Source organism: Lacticaseibacillus hegangensis (assembly GCF_003946465.1).
GTDB classification, from domain to species: Bacteria; Bacillota; Bacilli; order Lactobacillales; family Lactobacillaceae; genus Lacticaseibacillus; species Lacticaseibacillus hegangensis.
This window is the reverse complement of the sequence record NZ_RHOL01000016.1, coordinates 19,102-36,039: the sequence shown is the minus strand read 5'-3', so window position 1 is coordinate 36,039 and position 16,938 is coordinate 19,102. Positions and strand designations below refer to the sequence as shown.

Here is a 16,938-nt window from a genome sequence, read left to right as displayed (position 1 = left end):
GTATATGGTAAATGGTAATACCACTTTGTTGAGAATTGCTTAATGACAGGGATTCTATCAGAAACGACGACTACCGACCGCTAGATTTCCAGCATCCGAACTTTCACATTTGCTGATTGCGCTGCTAGTGCGTCTTCGAAAGAACTCAGAAAATACTATGTCTCATTAACGCAGCCCACATGAAAACCTGCAGCATGATCTTAAGCAGCCTCAACATCTCTACCTGATCTGTCTCAAGAACTTCTACCTTACGGAGGAAAAGACATGAAAGAGACGAAGACTGAACGACACACTGCGCAAACGATCGCCAGTGCGCTCTGGAACACAAAGACCAAGCAGGGATTGCTAGCAGACTTTAATCCCAGCTTTATCAAGAATTACAAGGCTCTGCTTGACTACACAACGACTGATCCGGTTGCTCTCGACAATATCTTCTCGGTGTCATCTGTCTCTCTAAGTGGCAGAACCGAGTTCAAGCCAGAAAATTTTGCAGAACTTACATCAGATGGCGACTTTCATCACTATGTTTGGATCGAATTGAGTAAGAAAGGGCAGATCATCGTCATTGGCCGGGCAAGGGCTAATCTTAAGACCATAAGCGATGATGACCCCAGCCGCGAAAAAGCAAAACTCGGTGACTTATTTGACGACTATCAGATTCATATGGGTAAGACGGCTCGCCTCATTGCCAAATGCGACAAAGACTACCAAAAGCATGTCGAGCTCCCCCTGAAGAACATCCGAGATGAGATCAATGACTACGTAGCTGGCGCCGTCATTATCCCAATCAATGCTGGTAGCACTAAAGTCGCCAGTAAGTTGGAGACGGAAATCGGCGATATTGTCGTTGAAAAATATGGCGCCCTTAATCCCACATCTCACCGCTACTATTAATCAAAAAGACAAGGCAGAGGCCCATCCACCGAGTCGCCATGGATGTGTCTCTGCCTTATTTTTGCTGGTTATTTGAAGACTAGACAAATAGCTGCTGAAGGTATGCCTGTTTTAGCTGCTTTAGCTTGTCTAGCTCTTGCTGATGAAGAGCGATAGCATTGTCTAGAGTTCCGAAGAATTCGGCTATCTTATCCCGTTCGAGTTTGGCCGGGACCATAACTGACTGTCCTGCAAGATCAGACGCTTTCAGGTTTCCAATCGCGCCATTTCCCCCCGCCACAAAGGTTGCAATAAATTTTCGATACCAAGGGGCTGACATAAGGGCATTTATAAATACAGACTCAGGAGTTCTAACAAGAAGCATAAACCCACCATGTGTTGTTGCGCCTGATAACTCCTTTACAACAGCATGTTTCCCGACTAACCGACTGGAACCATTGGCGGCTGTAATTAAAATGTCCCCGTTGTTAACCTCTTCTAGATTTGCTGCGCTTTGCTGAACAAAAACATCGTCAGGTCGCTCCACAAATGTATCATTATCTATGTTTGAGGACCGAAGTACTCGAATTCCACTCTTCGATACTACATCAGAGGGTTTATAAGTTAAACCTCTTTCTAATTCGACTAGTGCACCGAACTTACGCTGTTCCCAATCACCAGTGAATCCTGGAAATCTTAACTCTGAAACTTTTTGACCATTTCGTGGAAAAAGTTTCTGCAGATATCCCTGCTTGAGTCTCTGTAATAATACCTGCTCCCGCTGATGAAGAGCGATAGTCGAGCTAATTTGTTCAATAAAGTTTCCAATCGCTTCTTGCTCCGAGATTTCAGGCAAGGTAAATTCCATTTTTTTGAGATCTGGAATGTTGACTGATTGGACAGTGGTTCCAGTCTTCACAATGTTATGAAGAATGAAGCTTTCCTTGCTTTCCAATTCCGCAACCACAAAATTATTTACTAGCACTGCCGGATCAAATATCAACGCCTTAATATCCTGATTAATTGCGACATCTCTAGTTGGCCGCGAAATTGGAAAAGTATGAGCCAAAATACCACTACGGTAAACAATCAGAGGTGTCCCTGCTGGCACCATTTTTGTAGCAGAATCTTTAACCGCAGTTTCAGAAATAGTGTACGTGCCATAAGATATAAAGCGCTCTTTTATTTCCTGGGATGAGAGCCAAACAATAGGACCCTTCCAATAATCAGGCTTTGCTTTTGAGGGGGTACCACCACCAGTCAAAGAAATGATATCTCCAAACTTACGCTGTTCCCAATTGCCAGTAAAACTTCTAAACCGAAGCTTCGGCACCAAGCGCTTCTGACTAGTCTTTGTCATCCGTCTTCACCAGCTGAGCCTTCATCTTGTTGTATTCATCCGTCAACTTTGCAATCTGGTCATCGATATCAGCGATTTCCTTCTCAGTCGCTTCAATGTCGATTGGCTCTGGCTCCTCAAAGGTATCCACGTACCGCGGAATATTCAGGTTGTAGTCGTTGTCCTTAATCTCATCCATCGTTGCCACATGGGCATATTTATTGACGTCCTTGCGCGCTTTATAGGTCTCAATGATCTTATCGATGTCTTCAGCCCGCAGCGAGTTCTGCTTCTTGCCCTTTTCAAAGTCATTCGAGGCGTCGATGAAGAGCACGTCCTTGTTAGTCCGGTTCTTCTTAAATACGAGAATCGCCGTCGGAATGCTAGTCGAATAGAAAAGCTTCTCCGGCATACCGATAACGGCATCGAGCTGGTTGTTCTTTAGCAGGTTTTCGCGAATGACACCCTCGGCGGCGCCGCGGAAGAGCACCCCATGAGGCAGCACAATTGCCATCGTCCCATGGTCATTCAAGTGATACAGGCCATGCAAGACGAAGGCATAGTCCGCCTTGGTAGCCGGTGCCAGGCGCCCGTAATCCTTGAAACGTGGATCCTTCATCTTGCTATCGTTATTGTCCCAGCTCTGAGAGTACGGCGGATTAGCAACCACGGCGTCAAAGTGCCGCGGACGGTCGATTCCATCGACTTCGCCATCAGGCCAGTCGCCTTCCAGCGTGTCCCCGTTGCGCAGATCCATATTCTGATAGTCGACCCGGTGCATCATGAGGTTCATGCGGGCTAAGTTGTAAGTCGTGGTGTTCAGCTCCTGGCCGTAGAACTGCACACGGCCTGGCTTATCGCCATTCGGCAATTCATCCTGAACGGTCAGCAGCAGCGAGCCAGAGCCCATCGCCGGGTCGTACACGCTAAACTGGCCGTCAGCCGGCGCATCGGCCGTAGCGAGCCGAGCAAGCACGCGAGAGACTTCGTGTGGCGTGTAGAACTCGCCCGCCTTCTTACCTGCACTAGCAGCAAATTCGGCGATCAGGTACTCGTAGACGTTGCCTAAAACGTCGCGTCCGTGCTCATCATCCATTTCCAGGTTGTCGATCACCTGCGCGATGCCACTAAGTGCCCGGGCGCGTGCCGCCGCTGTGTTACCGAGACGCGCCTCAAACAAGTTGACATCACTGAAGATGTTCCGGAAGTCTTGGGACGAGCGTGTGTTGATCTGCGCGTTTTTCTCAAAATCATCAAACATGCTTTGGAAGTCGGATGCAGCAATCGCATGATTGTTGATCTTCTGCATGATGGTCTTCCAGGTATACTGCGGCCGGATCGCATAGCCAAGATAACCAGCAATGTCCTGCAGGTAGTCATCCAGCTCATCATCTGGGACTTCCAGGTATGCGGCGTTAAGATCCTGCCCGTCCTCTGGTTCGAGCAGCTTCTGGTCCTTGATGTAGGCCTCCTGGTGCAGAGACAGGTAGCGATAGAACATGAAACCTAGGATATAGTTTTGGAACTCGTTGGCGCTCATGTTGCCTCGCAAACTATTCGCCATGCTCCAGAGCTGGCTTTCCATCTGTCTTGGATCCGTCTTTGAGTCAGTCATTTTTATCAGTCTCCTTTTGGGTTAGAACTTGTCGTATTTCTCAACGATTTGGTCGGCGAACTTAGCAAACGCATCGCGCAGCCCAAGCCGGTACTTCATGCGGGACAAGGATTTAACCTCGTCGTCGCCAGCGTAGTCTTTGTAGTTATCCTGTGACTTGAAAACAATGTCCTTTAGCCCGCCATCAGTATCGAGGTCATCTTCACCTTTCACATGGCGCTTTAATAACCGTTCGATGTCCGAAATTGGCACGTCGAGCAGCCCCCATTTGCGGACGAACGCTGCAACGTCGGCCTTTTCGGTCGTCCTGTTGTTTCGCTCAATCAGTTCATCAACATCTGCCTGATCCAACGGGTACTTATCCGCGGTCAAACTGCCATCCATGAAGGCGGAAGCCGCACGCTCGATGTCGCCGGCGCGTTTCCGATCCTTATCTTGGGCCGTCACGCGCAGGATGTCTCCATGCTTGCTACGCGCGGTATCCATGTCATTATCATGTACAGCATTTGCTAAGGCGGCTAAAAGCTCCATCAGATAATCATAGTTGACGATGACCTCATGCACTTGCACCAGCTTCAAATCCATGTCTAGCAATGCCGGTGGCACGCCGCCACCGACTGGCTTGCGATGGCCAATGGCTTCCTTGAGATCCCGGGCGAGTGGGCCAGTGAGCTGACCCTCTTCCTTTGCAGTCAAGCCAATGTCACTGAGTAGTGCCTCTGGATGATCGTAGTCGAATTCAGTCGTCTGTTTGAGCTTGCTGACAAGGTTACTGTACTGATGCAGCAAGTCGTACGTACGGTCCTGCTCGCCCTCACTAGCCGGCACCACGGTCATATCTTTGGTCAGTTTCCGCAGATCCTTCACAACGCCTTTGACGTCTTTCTTCAGCTCGTTATACTTGGGCGCCAGAATGCCAGTATCATCGCCTGGCTCGACTTCGCCTTGAATATCAGCTGACTGGCGATTTGCGTACACGGTCAGTGCGTCCTTCATCAGCTGCTCGGTGTGTGCCGGCCAGCGGAAGTTGACGATGTTGCCATATGGCTTGTGGTCCATGTCCTGGATCCGGTTGGTCCGCGAGTATGCCTGGATCAGGTTCTTGCCTTGCAGCGTCCGATCGACGTACAGCGTATTCACAAACGGCGCGTCAAACCCAGTCAAAAGCTGATCCACGACGATGACGAGGTCGAGGTACTGACCATCATCGATTGAACGATTCAGCCGGCCCATGACGTCATTCATGTAGTCCTTCGCGTTGTCCTCGCCGAAGTGCCCACCAAACGTCTTCGAGTAGTCCTGCATGGCTCCCAGCAGCGCGTCATTTTTTTCAACGTTGTTGGCATCATTGCTAGTATCCAGCGAAAAAGTGATGGCGATCTTCAGCGGGCGTTTGCGCAGCTGGTTCTGCTTCTTAAACTCCTCGTAATACATGAGTGCCATTGGTGTTGAGGCCTGATTACCGCCGACATGGGTGGTGAGAATCGCCGAATAGCGGTAATCATCAGAACGGTTTTGCCACTTCGCCATGACGCTCTCAACGACCGCCTTCACGTGTTTCGGGTTGTTATCGTAGACGCTAGGCTTGACCATGTCATCCATGTCATCGGCGCTCAAATGCTCGATTTTGTTCTTGATGTCCGCCTCTGACCACTTCGGAAAGTTCTGCTTGTAGTATGCCGGCAGGTACACATTCTTCATCTGGTCGTCCGACAGCGTCGTGGAAAAGTCGACGTTGAACCCGAGCACGTTGTGATCCGCAATGGCTTCGCGAATGGTATACAGCGGCTCGATTGGATCGCCGAAAAGCGATGCCGTGGTCGTTCCTTCAAACGACGGCGTGCCCGTGTAGCCGATCCACGCCGACCGCGGAAACTTGTCGCGAATGTCCTTTAACATGTCCCCGGCTGTCGACCGGTGCGCCTCATCGACAATGAAGACGATATTCTTGTCTGGCGCCTTGAAACTCTTGCGCTCAACTAGCCCATGCATCTTCTGAATCGACGTCACCGTGATACCGCGCGCCTGCCGCACCCTCTTCGCCAAAATCCCAATGTTGGCGGTGTTCGAGACGACGCCTTCGCCTTTGCTCATGTCGTCTGGATCAAAATCGGGATCATAGGCGTGGTAATCATCGTAGGTCTGTGTCGTCAGCGCGATCCGGTCAACCATGAAGACGACTGAGTCAACATTGGGCAGGCGCTGCGCAAGCCAGGCCGTCTTGAAAGAGCTGACCGTCTTGCCTGAGCCGGTCGTGTGCCACACGTACCCAACCCGCCTGTCCTGATAGCCGAACTGGAACTGCCGCAGTTTCCGCAGCACATTGCGCGTCGCGTAGACCTGATACGGCCGCATGACCATCAACTTGGTCTTGTTCCGTGTCCCATCCAGGATCATGTAATTGGTCGCCATTTCGTGCGCCATCGGTATGTTGAGGAACAGGTTGGTGAAGTCCTTCCAGTCCAGCACTGGCGAGTTGTCCTTTTCATGTTGCCAACGAAAAGCAAATGCCGTGTTGAATTGCTCCAGCGTCGTATTCGCCATGTAGCGAATCCCGTGCGGTGACATACCGACTAAAATCTGCAGCGTCGAGTATATGTCGCTGTACTGATCTTCTGCAATGTACTGACGCATCTGGTTAAGCGCCGCCGTTTCATCGCGCCTCTTCTCCTCAACTTGGATAATCGGCAGCCCGTTAATCAGAAAAGTAACATCAAACCGGCAGCTGCGTTTACCGGCGATCTTCGCCGGCCGCTGAATCTGGTTCACGATTTGGTAGCGTGTGTTGCCACCGCCGACGTTGCTCTGATCCAGCGCCATCAGCAGCACCTGCTTACCATTGTCGAGGTTCACCGGAATCTCGTACTTGCCGTTCATGCCGTACAGGCGCTGTCCCGCCTCGTAAGGCGTCTTGAGGTCGCTGATTTCCTTTTTGACCTGCGCGAACTCAATCTCCGACAGCGGCTGGTCAAGCTGAGCCTGGTTGTTGTCTTCCAGGATCTGCTTAAGATTCGCCCACAGCTGATCAGTCGTCTTAATTTTCGGCAGGTAGGTCCACTGCTGGACCCCACCGACATGCTGCGTGAACTCAATGAATTCCTGCTCAAACTTCAACTCTGATGGGTCTTGATTGCTTATCGTTTCCACGACTAATTCTCCTTATAGGCTTTCTCCAGCAAAGCATTGCTGCTCTCCCGGAACAACTCTGAGCGTCGAGCCGAAAGCTCTGTCAGTGCCGTCTGCCGTTCGTATATCTCGCCGATCAGCCTCTGCCGCTTAATTGATGGCAGCGTGATCTTCAAATCCTCAATGATTCCCATCGATAACCGTGTCAACGCCGACCCTTGCGCCCCAACATCAATTTGGCGCCGAGCCTCTTCACTTTCGTTGAACCACCAAGCCAGAAACTTCGCATCCAGCCGCTCGCTGGGCTTAATGATGACGTAGTTTGTGCTGATGATGGTTGGTTGCTGTGACTCTTCAAACGGGACGACTCGTTTAGGAATCAGTGCCACAATAACTTCACCCTTCTGAACAGTCCGGAGCTGCTCGTTCGTGTGAAGGTATTGCGGCGTCTCATCCTGCGAAAAGATTCGATACCCGCCCGCCTGCTCGTCAACAGGCCCAAGCTTTCTAAGCCTGGTAATGGGAATACCAGAATCCATCTCGGTCTCATCACCCAAGAGGTGAAGTTCCGGCCTAAAGTGTGGCTGCATGTTTGCTCCTCCTTTGTCTGGCATCAGGTAATTACTTGATGAGCCCATGATAAGCCCTTGCATGTGGAAGTTCAACCGAAATTTTGAAATATTCTGATATTTCAACTATTCTTCTATGTTCGTGGTTAACTATTACGCTATAATCGGTTATGGTTTAACTTAAAAAACGCCCATCATCTTAACATCTGATGAGCGTCCTGCTTGTTCGGCTCCACTGTTATGAAATGCCGTTAATCTCGTCAATGAATTTGAGAAAATAGCCAGTATCATCGAACTGATCAATGTTGTAGTAACGGATCTCGTGTTTCATCTCTGAAGATAGCAACCGAATCTTAGGAGATATAAAGGCAATCCTGGGATACCTGTCAATTAGCGTATTTAGCTGAAACATATTGGATGTTACCTGAATCGGGCGCTTTATATATCTCGCAATGCGTCTAGACAAAAGCATTCCGCGTAGATAGTCGTCGTCATAAATCAGAACCAAAAGTCTCGAACTGCTTGGCTGTGCCGAATGCAAAAGCTTATCGAGTGTATTAAGTACGGCTGTGTCGGCTTGATTAAAACGCAGCTCAGTTAGACCGGCCACGCTTGTGGGAATATTTGTTAAAGGCGACATTGGGAAGAAATGATAAGTACGGGCATCGCGGTGAAGATAAAGATTGGTCACTAGTACCCGAAACATGTCCTCATCTTGTACACCGTTGGCAGCTATTCTCAACTTGGCGATCATTTGCATATAAGGTGAGCCTGCAGGTAACTGAATCGGCAGTGAAGAAACCCGGGTATGTGCAAACTCCTCGAAAAAGCGCTGAGTCTCTGGCGGTAACTGTCGCAATCCAATTTCATCGGTAGGCTCTTGCCGGAGCAGCAGATAGGTCACGAGTATGAGATACTCGTCACGATCATCTAGTTGCACACTAAAGCTACTGAGCAGCTCCTGGCGCAAGAGCAGCATCATTCTTTGTAATGACTGGCTGGAATAAGCATCCGCAAAGATATGCGATATATAGGCGTTAGAAATGCGTCGGTTGATTCTGGACAATGTCATCTGAGCTAGACCGAACTTCTTCCAAATCATTGAGCCCTTCAACACTAAACCGTCGTGTAGCCCTACCACTGACAAATGCCACTGAGCAATTGTCTGGCGCAGATTTGCTAATGTTTGTGTTAGAAGCGTCTTTGACAGATGTAAGCGTTCAGTAAGTCTCTCAGCTGTGAGTGGATGTCTGGCCTCATACAACGTAAAGTAAATAAGAAACGGCCAATCCGTTGCAAGATTTAAAGCTCCGTGTTGATCCTCTGATGAGTATAAAAGAGTAATCAGGCGATCAAGATCCTTGACCCAATATCTACGACGCTTTGGATCAAATAAGATTATTGGCACTTCTAAGGCTGAGTTGATGGCGTGGATATCATTAAGTACCGTACGAGCTGTAACAGACAGTTGCTCTGCCAATGTAGTGCTACTCAATTCAGAATGTCCATTTACAAATGCGGTTAAAATTAAACGTTCTCTGTCTTTCATAGAATCACCATATAAAAATGACGGCTCAATCGCAAGCCGTCACCTTTAGATTTATTTATCCTGTTGCTCATTCGCCAGTGCTTGCTTGTCCGCGATGCGGGCAAATGGCAAATAAATCAACGATGTAATGATAATGACAATGACTTGCAGGATTGCAAAGGCAGGGCCCGATTGGAGCAAGCCTGTAAGAATTACCGGTGTCTGCTCAGGCAGAGCGAGGCCAATTACAGGCTTTACCCATCCCACAACGGTTGCACCGTAAGATAACCCGAAGCTGACCAGTGGTGCAAGGACAAATGGAATAAACATAATTGGGTTTAACGCAATCGGCATCCCAAAAATTACTGGTTCATCGGTGTTAAAAATGACGGCTGGCAGAGAAATCCGGCCCAAGGTTTTGAACTGCTTAGACTTAGCAAAGAAAGCTAGGAAGATGACTAATCCTAGTGCACATCCAGTCCCCCCGATCTTACTAGTCATATAGAAGAAACGCCAGGTGACGATGTTGGGAATAGCATGACCTAATTTATAAGCAGCTAAATTTTGGAAATCCAAAGCATAGAGAACTGGCATGACGATGGAATTAATTGCCAGCGAGTGGATACCGAAGAAGAAGAACAAGCTGTTCAGTAACACAACTAATGCAATAGCCCATGGTGAGGTTCCAATCTTCATTAGTGGCATCTGCAACATTGAGTAAATGGCTGTATTCAAATCTCCAAAACTGGTAAGACTGAATAGATAACGGATAACCAAAGCTACAGTCGATATGATAATTACTGGCACCAGTGACTTAAACGATTCACTGATTGTTGATGGAACACCGTCTGGCATCTTGATAGTCCAGTTAGCTTTAATGATGTGAACATAGGCGCTCCCAACCATCAGAGCTACAAGTAACGCCATGAATAATCCTTTGACACCGATATTCTCAAAGCCTATGAATAGCGTAGCAACTTTGTTGACATTGAATGAGTGCAGCGGTGCAAGAATGAACATGACTACCACCGCCAAAACCGGTAAAACTGCTGTATCAGACTGCTTAGCTTTAGCATAAGCGCGTGCCGTGAAGAAGGCCACAATAATACCAAGGGTATTCATCGTAAACTGGTAAGGAAGATTTAGAAATTCAGTGAAACCCTGCTTTGCTAGCCAAGTGGTCCAAGGCGTATATGGAAAACTAGTGATAATGCTGAACAACGAGCCAAGAATCAGGAATGGAAGAGTTGAAATCATACCTTCTTTGATCGAGGTCAATAAGACACTTTGGCCCATCCGTGCAGCGATAGGCGAAATCCACTTTTCCAAATATGCTTGAAACTTATCTAGACCTTTGTTGAAAGATTGCATCGTTTAATAAGCCCCTTTCTTGATGAGCTGTTGATACCAGTAGAAACTTTTTTTGGGCAGTCGGTTCATGGCCTTTAAATCAAAATTTGTACGATTAACTGCCACGATTCCGTATCGCTTATTCATACCACTGTGACCACTAATTACATCAGTAAAACTCCATATGCAGTATCCAAAAACTGGAATGCCAAGACTGATAGCCTCTTGAACCGCTCTAATATGGTCTCCTAAATAAGCAATACGTTTCGTATCATCAATGGGCTTATTTGGACTAACCTCTTCCTCTTCGCTAAACCCATTCTCGGTGACAATCATTGGTAAATGGTATTCGTAATATAGCTTACGCAGCGACAGTTTAAGACCCCGCGGATCTATGGTCCACCCCCACTGTGTCGTCGGCAGTTCTTTGTTCCGCACTTTTTGGTAAATGCCACGCTCATACGACGGAACTGGCTTACCCCCAATTTCACCATCGTCTCCATTCGCTGGCATATACGCTACCGTATCCGAAGAGTAGTAGTTAACCCCAATAAAGTCGGGGCTATTTGCCTTTATATAGTCCAAATCGGAGTCAGGAAAATCAGGCCAAGCATTGTGACTCTCCAAGTAATGCCGAAATACCGGATCGTAACGTCCGGAACACTGTAGTTCCAACAGATAGTCTTGGGTAAGTAGTGAGAGGTCCATCGCTGCCTCTGTGTCCTCTGGGCTATGTGTGGCGGGATAATAAACTTGGTAGGACAGTGCGGGCCCCACCTCAGTGCCTGGATATTTCGTGTGAATAAGATTAAATACCTTGGCGCTGGCGACTACCATGTGATGATTAGCTTGATATTCCTCTCTCATGCTTTCGCTATAGGTCTTTCCAAGAATACCGAGTCTGTAAGGCATCTTGGTAATATGATCTTGTTCATTAATGGTTATCCAGTAATGAACTTTATCGCCGTATTCATCAAGCAAAAACTTCGCATAGGTAACGAAATCATTGATACTCCTACGTGAGAGCCAGCCACCATATTTATCAACAAGGTGCTGCGGGTAATCGAAATGATACATCGTCACAATTGGTTCAATGCTAGCTGCGCTAAGCTCATCTATAACATGATGATAAAAAGCCACACCTTCTGGATTTGGCTTACCAACGCCTTGCGGAAAAATTCGAGTCCACGCAATTGAAAATCTGAACGCTTTTAGGCCGGCCTCCTTCATCAGACCAATGTCAGTATGATACTGATGATAGAAGTCAACTCCTTCATCAAACGCTGTTGTTTGCGCTTCTGTTTCGGTATGACTGATTACCGAATCTCCTTTGCCGCCCTCATGCCAGGCCCCTTCAGCCTGAAAAGAAGAACTGGATGCTCCCCACAAGAAATCCTGCGGAAATGGTGCAATTTGTCTGATCTGCATATAATCACTCCTTGGTTACGCTTTCAGTATCAAGCTGCAGAAAATCATTAACAAGACTGCCTTCTTCGTCTCTTAGCCGAAATTTTATGTCTAGAAAATCTCTTAACGATAACAAATAAGATCGCGGAACGAGGATATCTGAGGCTACATTAGGTAACCACTATCTTTGTTATGACGCATCACTTTATATCTTCGATACCTGCAAGCGGCACCCTAACTCCCAGCTATATCTTCCACTTGCCTTGATTTTTGCAAACGTATGTTCGATAATATAGCCACATACTCGAACATAAGGGAGATGGCCTCATGGATCGCTATGCATACGTTGAAGTGCCCCGCGAGCGCTGGCTCTACGCGGACCGCACGATGAAGAAATGGATGGGCTGGCTGCTGTCGGACCACTCGGCTTACCTGGCTGAGGAGGCAAGCAGCGAGCGCCCAGGCCCGCTGCTGCCGGAAATGACGCCGGCAGACATCGACGAAAAGCTCCAGGACGCCTGGACCAACAGCCAGCCGGTCGCCATCCAGCTGACGGCGCTGTACGACGGCCGCACGCTGCCGCTAATCGAAGGCGCGGTGGTCGGCAGCACCAACGGCCAGGTGACGCTGATGAACAAAGACACGGGAAAAATGCGCACGCTCAGCACCGCTGACATGCGCCACGTCGACATCATTAAGCCCGAGCACTGGTGGGCGGCATGACCACGCCGCTGGATGACCCGACCCGCCTGCCGAGCCGCGATGTGATGTGCATCGACTGCAAAAGTTTCTACGCTAGCGTGGAGGCGATTCGCCGCGCCGAGTACCCGCTGGCCGCGAAAAACGCCGTCCTCAGCCGCGCGGAAAGCGCCGGCGGCCTGATTCTCGCCGCAAGTCCGCTGACCAAGGCGAACTACGGCGTAAAGCTGGGCACGCGCTATTTTGAAATCAAGCCGTGGATGGATATCCAGATCTGCGCGCCGCACATGCAGCAGTACATCGAGCGCAACTACGAGATCAACACGATTTTCCGCGAGTTCGCGGCCGACGAGGACTGGTACGTCTACTCGATCGACGAAAGCTTCATCGACGTGACCCGCAGCCACAGCCTGTTCGGCGGCAACCACGCCATCGCGACCGCTATCCAGGACAAAGTTTTCGCCAAAACCGGCATCATCACCACGGTGGGCATCGGTCAGAACCCGCTGCTGGCAAAACTCGCCCTCGACAACGCCGCCAAGGAGGCCCCGCCGTGGCAGGCCAGCTGGGGCTATGCAGACGTCCCCAACACCATCTGGAAAATCGACAAGCTGACAGACTTTTGGAGCATCGGCAGCCGCACCGCCACCAAGCTCCAGAACATGGGCATTTTCAACCTGTACGCGCTGGCGCATACGCCGCGCGAAAAACTGGAAGACCGCTTCGGCGTCCTCGGCGATGCGCTGTACTTCCACGCCTGGGGCATCGATTACAGCGTGATCTCACGCCGCTACGTCCCGCGCACGGACACGCACGGCGTTGGCAACAGTCAGGTCCTGATGCGCGACTACACGACCCTTGAGGACTGCGAAACGGTCCTGTGCGAAATCGGCGACCAGGTGGCGACTCGCCTGCGCAAGCACGGCCAGGTCGCCGAAGTCATCTCGATCGGCGTGGGTTTCAGCGAGCCCAACGCCGCCGGCAAAACTCACTGGGGCGCGCAGATCCACATCGAGCCGACTAGCCGCACGGACGAAATTAACCACGCAATCCGTTTCCTGTTTGAGCAGCACTGGGACGGCGAGCCGCTGCGCAACGTCGGCGTCCGCGCCTCAAAAGTCTCAAAGCCCGACAGCACCCAGCTGTCCCTTTTCGAAACCGCCGAGCAGAAGCAGGCCACCGACAACCTCGAACTCACCATGGATAAGATCCGCAGCAAACTCGGCTACACCGCCATTTTCCGCGCCAGCTCCATGCTGGAAGGCGGCACCGCCATCGGCCGCGCAGACCTGGTCGGCGGCCACGCGAAGTAGGAGGCACCATCATGATCCGCGAATCCAAACAGCTCATCGAAAAGTTCGACGCCAAATTCCTGCGCAAGTACGGCTGGCGCTACCACATCCTGGTGGTCGACAACCACTACCTTAACGAGTACCTCTTCTTCCTGCAAAGCTACCGCCACGGCACCAAGCTCCACTACTCAGACGACCTGCTGGAAATGCCGCACAACAAGACCCTCTACGGCCAGGTGATGAAGGACCTCAAAGCGCACACCAACCTGTCGATCGAGTACCGCGACACCCACCACCTCGTGCACCCCGGCACCGACATCACTTTCGACGCCAGCCACGGCCACGCCTTCAGCACTAGCTACCACCCGGAAGAGTAAGGGCAAAATCTCCAAAACGGCATAATCTATCCATGTAGACCTCCAAAGGCCTACCTCCTCACCTATCCCCCAAAATAGGCGAAAGCAAGAACGCCCGTAGCCAAACTTATCGTTGCTACGGGCGTTCTTTGTCTTCTAATCGTTGTCAAGTAGTCTGGTCATGCCTTCCGGATTCTTACTCGTGAACAAGCTTAACCGGAAAATTATATTCAGACTCAAACTGATAACTCCGATTATGAATCTTCTCAATCAGCAGATTGCACATCAGTTCAGCCATCTGCGGTATCGGCTGGCAGACTGTTGTCAGATCAGGGAAAAAGGTACGAATAAAATCCGATCCATCGTAACCTGTCACCAATGGATGATAGTCCATCGCATCTGCTACTCTCTTCAACATAAGCGCCGTCAAATCATCAGTACAGCACACTGCATCGTAGTCTCTTGACGCAATCAACTTCTGAATTAGTAGCGCTTTAACTGACGTCGAACTATCAAACTCGAGTGCAGCAGTCTCCAATTCTATATCAGCGCGATTGAAGACTGACATCATACCCTTGATCCGATCGTCTATTGGATATAGATCCTCAGTACTACCTGATAGTATCAATACTCTTTTAGCACCACGAGAAACGGTCCAGTCGGCTACCTTTCTCCCTCCGGAAAGATTATCGCTTTGTACGGAAGGAATCTTCGTGGAAATATTACGATCAAAGCATACTATCGGATAGTTCTCGTTGGCCTTCCGCTTCAAAAAGTCACCATGTGAGCTCGTTATGATGCCCTCAACCCGGTTGGCCCTGAGTAGGCTGAAATATTCTTCCTCCTTATCAGGCAAATTACTACTGGTACAAAGCAAAGTCTGATAATGAGCTGTACTGAGTTTTGACTCAATTGCCTCGAACAATTCGGAATAAAGTGGATTATCTAAAGATGGCAACACCACGCCGATGGTCATGCTGTCCTTTCCCTGTAGGCTTCGAGCGGCCGTGTTCGGAACATAATTTAAGTCACGCATTGCCTGCTTAACCCGATCAACGGCTTCTCTGCTCAAATATCCCTTATTATTGATAACTCTTGAGACCGTAGCTGTCGATACTCCTGCGCGGGCAGCTACTTCTTTTATAGTTATTGCCATGTCATAGCCCTCTTTAAAATGCAAACATGTAATCGATTGCGGCTTTTATATGCAGATATGATAGCACTTAAATCAAGCATTTGGACGAAAATATGTAAAAATATGTAAACGATTGACACCATGTTTCACCAACCCTACGATGATAGCGGTTACTAAGTTATTGAAGGTTAAGGTGGTAGCATGAAGTTTTCAAACAAGGTGATGCTAATAACATATCCAGACAGTCTAGGCTCTAATCTGGAATCTCTGAATCGGGTAATTCAGAGCTATCTCAAAGGCGCAATCGGCGGAATTCATATCCTCCCGTTCTTTCCCTCCACGGGCGATCGAGGCTTCTCACCGACCAGATATGATCAAGTCGATCCACAGTTTGGAACCTGGAACAACATTGAGCAATTGAGTCAGTCTTATTACTTAATGTTCGACCTTATGGTTAATCATCTGTCACGTATGTCTATTGAGTTCCAGGACTATCTGCGTCAAGGCGAGACGTCGCCATACGCTGATATGTTTATCAACTGGGATAAGTTCTGGCCGCGCGGCCGTCCCAGCCAGAAGGATATCGATTTAATCTATAAACGCAAAGATCGGTCTCCCAAGAAGACCTTTGAACGGGCAGATGGTTCAAACCTGACCGTCTGGAATACCTTTGGAGAAGAACAGATTGATCTGAATGTTAGCTCAGCAGCAACCCAACGCTTCCTCAGTGAAGCCATTAATTCTTTTAGTAACCACGGCTGCACAATCGTTAGGCTGGACGCATTCGCATATGCAATTAAAAAACTGGACGCGAATGACTTCTTCGTTGAACCAGAAATATGGGATCTGCTCAAATGGCTATCTGATCAGGCCGCAAAGAACCAGATGATGATTCTTCCTGAAATTCATGAGCGCTCTGAGTTCCCACGTAAGGTAGCTGACAAGGGCTACTTCACCTACGACTTTGCGCTCCCAATGCTCGTTTTGTACTTTCTGTACTCTCAAGACAGTGGTCCACTCATCAAATGGCTTCTCAGCAGCCCAATGCAGCAATTCACCACACTTGATACACACGATGGCCTTGGCGTTGTTGACGTCCAGGGGCTTCTATCCGACGACCAGATCAGCTTTACTACTGATCAGCTCTACTCGCGTGGAAGCAACGAAAAGCGCATCTATTCCGGCCCCGAATACAAGAATCTAGACATTTATCAAATTAATACAACCTACTATTCGGCGGTCGGAGAAAAGGACAACTGGTATCTGCTTGCTCGAGCAATTCAAATCTTTGCCCCTGGAATTCCACAAATCTACTATGTTGGTCTGCTTGCAGGAAAAAACGACTTAAATCTTCTTAGTCAAACCACTGAGGGAAGAAACATTAATCGCCATTACTACGATGAAGACGAAGTCGCGCAGGACGTTCAACGTCCGGTTGTGGCAAAACTTCTGCACCTATTACGACTTCGGAACACCTCTCCTGCGTTCTCACTTGATGGGCACTTCACTGTTACTCAAGGCAGTAATTCCTTCGACCTAATTCGGTCTGACGCTTCTGCGACTCATACAGCAAAACTCCACGTAGAACCGGCGACTTATCAGTTCCAAATCACTATTGATGGATCAGTCTTCACGCTCTAAAACAATCT

General features: G+C 49.1%; 13 protein-coding genes. 5 read left to right on the top strand and 8 right to left on the bottom strand.

Annotated features, from left to right (window positions below):
* The first annotated feature begins 264 nt into the window (after nucleotides 1-264).
* Entirely contained in the window at nucleotides 265-894 is a 630-nt protein-coding gene (locus EKM86_RS06400) for a hypothetical protein (RefSeq protein WP_125756215.1), read from the top strand.
* A gap of 79 nt (nucleotides 895-973) precedes the next feature.
* Here EKM86_RS06400 and EKM86_RS06395 read toward each other — a convergent pair whose 3' ends face one another.
* From EKM86_RS06395 to EKM86_RS06365, 7 genes are all read right to left on the bottom strand, one after another.
* Nucleotides 974-2,233, bottom strand: a complete 1,260-nt coding sequence (locus EKM86_RS06395; RefSeq protein WP_125756213.1) for a restriction endonuclease subunit S — start codon at nucleotides 2,231-2,233, stop codon at nucleotides 974-976.
* The gene (locus EKM86_RS06390; RefSeq protein WP_125756211.1) at nucleotides 2,220-3,827 is read right to left on the bottom strand and encodes a type I restriction-modification system subunit M; all 1,608 of its coding nucleotides are present in this window, start codon (nucleotides 3,825-3,827) and stop codon (nucleotides 2,220-2,222) included. Before EKM86_RS06390 ends, EKM86_RS06395 begins: the two co-directional genes overlap by 14 nt.
* Before the next feature lie 21 nt (nucleotides 3,828-3,848).
* Entirely contained in the window at nucleotides 3,849-6,974 is a 3,126-nt protein-coding gene (locus tag EKM86_RS06385; RefSeq protein ID WP_225419368.1) for a type I restriction endonuclease subunit R, read from the bottom strand.
* Between the two features lie 2 nt (nucleotides 6,975-6,976).
* A complete protein-coding gene (locus EKM86_RS06380; RefSeq protein ID WP_164506191.1) occupies nucleotides 6,977-7,543 on the bottom strand; it encodes a restriction endonuclease subunit S in 567 nt (188 codons plus the stop codon).
* A gap of 217 nt (nucleotides 7,544-7,760) precedes the next feature.
* Nucleotides 7,761-9,071 (bottom strand): HTH domain-containing protein, encoded by a 1,311-nt coding sequence (locus EKM86_RS06375; RefSeq protein ID WP_125756207.1) that lies wholly within the window; start codon nucleotides 9,069-9,071, stop codon nucleotides 7,761-7,763.
* A 51-nt stretch (nucleotides 9,072-9,122) separates the two neighbouring features.
* Nucleotides 9,123-10,421, bottom strand: coding sequence for a PTS sugar transporter subunit IIC (locus tag EKM86_RS06370; RefSeq protein ID WP_125756205.1), 1,299 nt, complete (start codon nucleotides 10,419-10,421; stop codon nucleotides 9,123-9,125).
* A gap of 3 nt (nucleotides 10,422-10,424) precedes the next feature.
* A complete protein-coding gene (locus tag EKM86_RS06365; protein WP_125756203.1) occupies nucleotides 10,425-11,828 on the bottom strand; it encodes a glycoside hydrolase family 1 protein in 1,404 nt (467 codons plus the stop codon).
* A gap of 306 nt (nucleotides 11,829-12,134) precedes the next feature.
* On the opposite strand from EKM86_RS06365, the gene EKM86_RS06360 reads away from it, so the two are divergent.
* From EKM86_RS06360 to EKM86_RS06350, 3 genes are read left to right on the top strand one after another with little or no spacing between them, the layout of a single operon-like run.
* Nucleotides 12,135-12,530 carry a DNA-directed RNA polymerase subunit beta gene (locus tag EKM86_RS06360; protein WP_125756201.1) on the top strand — a complete coding sequence of 132 codons (396 nt, stop codon included), beginning with the start codon at nucleotides 12,135-12,137 and terminating at the stop codon, nucleotides 12,528-12,530.
* On the top strand, nucleotides 12,527-13,819 hold the full coding sequence (locus EKM86_RS06355) for a Y-family DNA polymerase (protein WP_125756199.1): 1,293 nt from the start codon (nucleotides 12,527-12,529) through the stop codon (nucleotides 13,817-13,819). The genes EKM86_RS06360 and EKM86_RS06355 overlap by 4 nt, the downstream gene beginning before the upstream one ends.
* A gap of 11 nt (nucleotides 13,820-13,830) precedes the next feature.
* Nucleotides 13,831-14,175 (top strand): hypothetical protein, encoded by a 345-nt coding sequence (locus EKM86_RS06350; protein WP_125756197.1) that lies wholly within the window; start codon nucleotides 13,831-13,833, stop codon nucleotides 14,173-14,175.
* A gap of 175 nt (nucleotides 14,176-14,350) precedes the next feature.
* Here EKM86_RS06350 and EKM86_RS06345 read toward each other — a convergent pair whose 3' ends face one another.
* Nucleotides 14,351-15,310 carry a LacI family DNA-binding transcriptional regulator gene (locus EKM86_RS06345; protein ID WP_125756195.1) on the bottom strand — a complete coding sequence of 320 codons (960 nt, stop codon included), beginning with the start codon at nucleotides 15,308-15,310 and terminating at the stop codon, nucleotides 14,351-14,353.
* A gap of 180 nt (nucleotides 15,311-15,490) precedes the next feature.
* Here EKM86_RS06345 and gtfA point away from each other — a divergent pair, with 180 nt between their 5' ends.
* Nucleotides 15,491-16,930, top strand: coding sequence for a sucrose phosphorylase (gene gtfA / locus EKM86_RS06340; protein WP_125756193.1), 1,440 nt, complete (start codon nucleotides 15,491-15,493; stop codon nucleotides 16,928-16,930).
* Nucleotides 16,931-16,938 lie beyond the last annotated feature (8 nt).

What these genes read in the sequence shown, in the direction of transcription:
- EKM86_RS06395 (WP_125756213.1), bottom strand. Translation starts at nt 2,233, where the DNA reads ATGACAAAGACTAGTCAGAAGCGCTTGGTGCCGAAGCTTCGGTTTAGA.
- EKM86_RS06370 (WP_125756205.1), bottom strand. Translation starts at nt 10,421, where the DNA reads ATGCAATCTTTCAACAAAGGTCTAGATAAGTTTCAAGCATATTTGGAA.
- EKM86_RS06355 (WP_125756199.1), top strand. Translation starts at nt 12,527, where the DNA reads ATGACCACGCCGCTGGATGACCCGACCCGCCTGCCGAGCCGCGATGTG.
- EKM86_RS06365 (WP_125756203.1), bottom strand. Translation starts at nt 11,828, where the DNA reads ATGCAGATCAGACAAATTGCACCATTTCCGCAGGATTTCTTGTGGGGA.
- EKM86_RS06345 (WP_125756195.1), bottom strand. Translation starts at nt 15,310, where the DNA reads ATGGCAATAACTATAAAAGAAGTAGCTGCCCGCGCAGGAGTATCGACA.
- EKM86_RS06380 (WP_164506191.1), bottom strand. Translation starts at nt 7,543, where the DNA reads ATGCAGCCACACTTTAGGCCGGAACTTCACCTCTTGGGTGATGAGACC.
- EKM86_RS06375 (WP_125756207.1), bottom strand. Translation starts at nt 9,071, where the DNA reads ATGAAAGACAGAGAACGTTTAATTTTAACCGCATTTGTAAATGGACAT.
- EKM86_RS06360 (WP_125756201.1), top strand. Translation starts at nt 12,135, where the DNA reads ATGGATCGCTATGCATACGTTGAAGTGCCCCGCGAGCGCTGGCTCTAC.
- gtfA (WP_125756193.1), top strand. Translation starts at nt 15,491, where the DNA reads ATGAAGTTTTCAAACAAGGTGATGCTAATAACATATCCAGACAGTCTA.
- EKM86_RS06400 (WP_125756215.1), top strand. Translation starts at nt 265, where the DNA reads ATGAAAGAGACGAAGACTGAACGACACACTGCGCAAACGATCGCCAGT.
- EKM86_RS06390 (WP_125756211.1), bottom strand. Translation starts at nt 3,827, where the DNA reads ATGACTGACTCAAAGACGGATCCAAGACAGATGGAAAGCCAGCTCTGG.
- EKM86_RS06350 (WP_125756197.1), top strand. Translation starts at nt 13,831, where the DNA reads ATGATCCGCGAATCCAAACAGCTCATCGAAAAGTTCGACGCCAAATTC.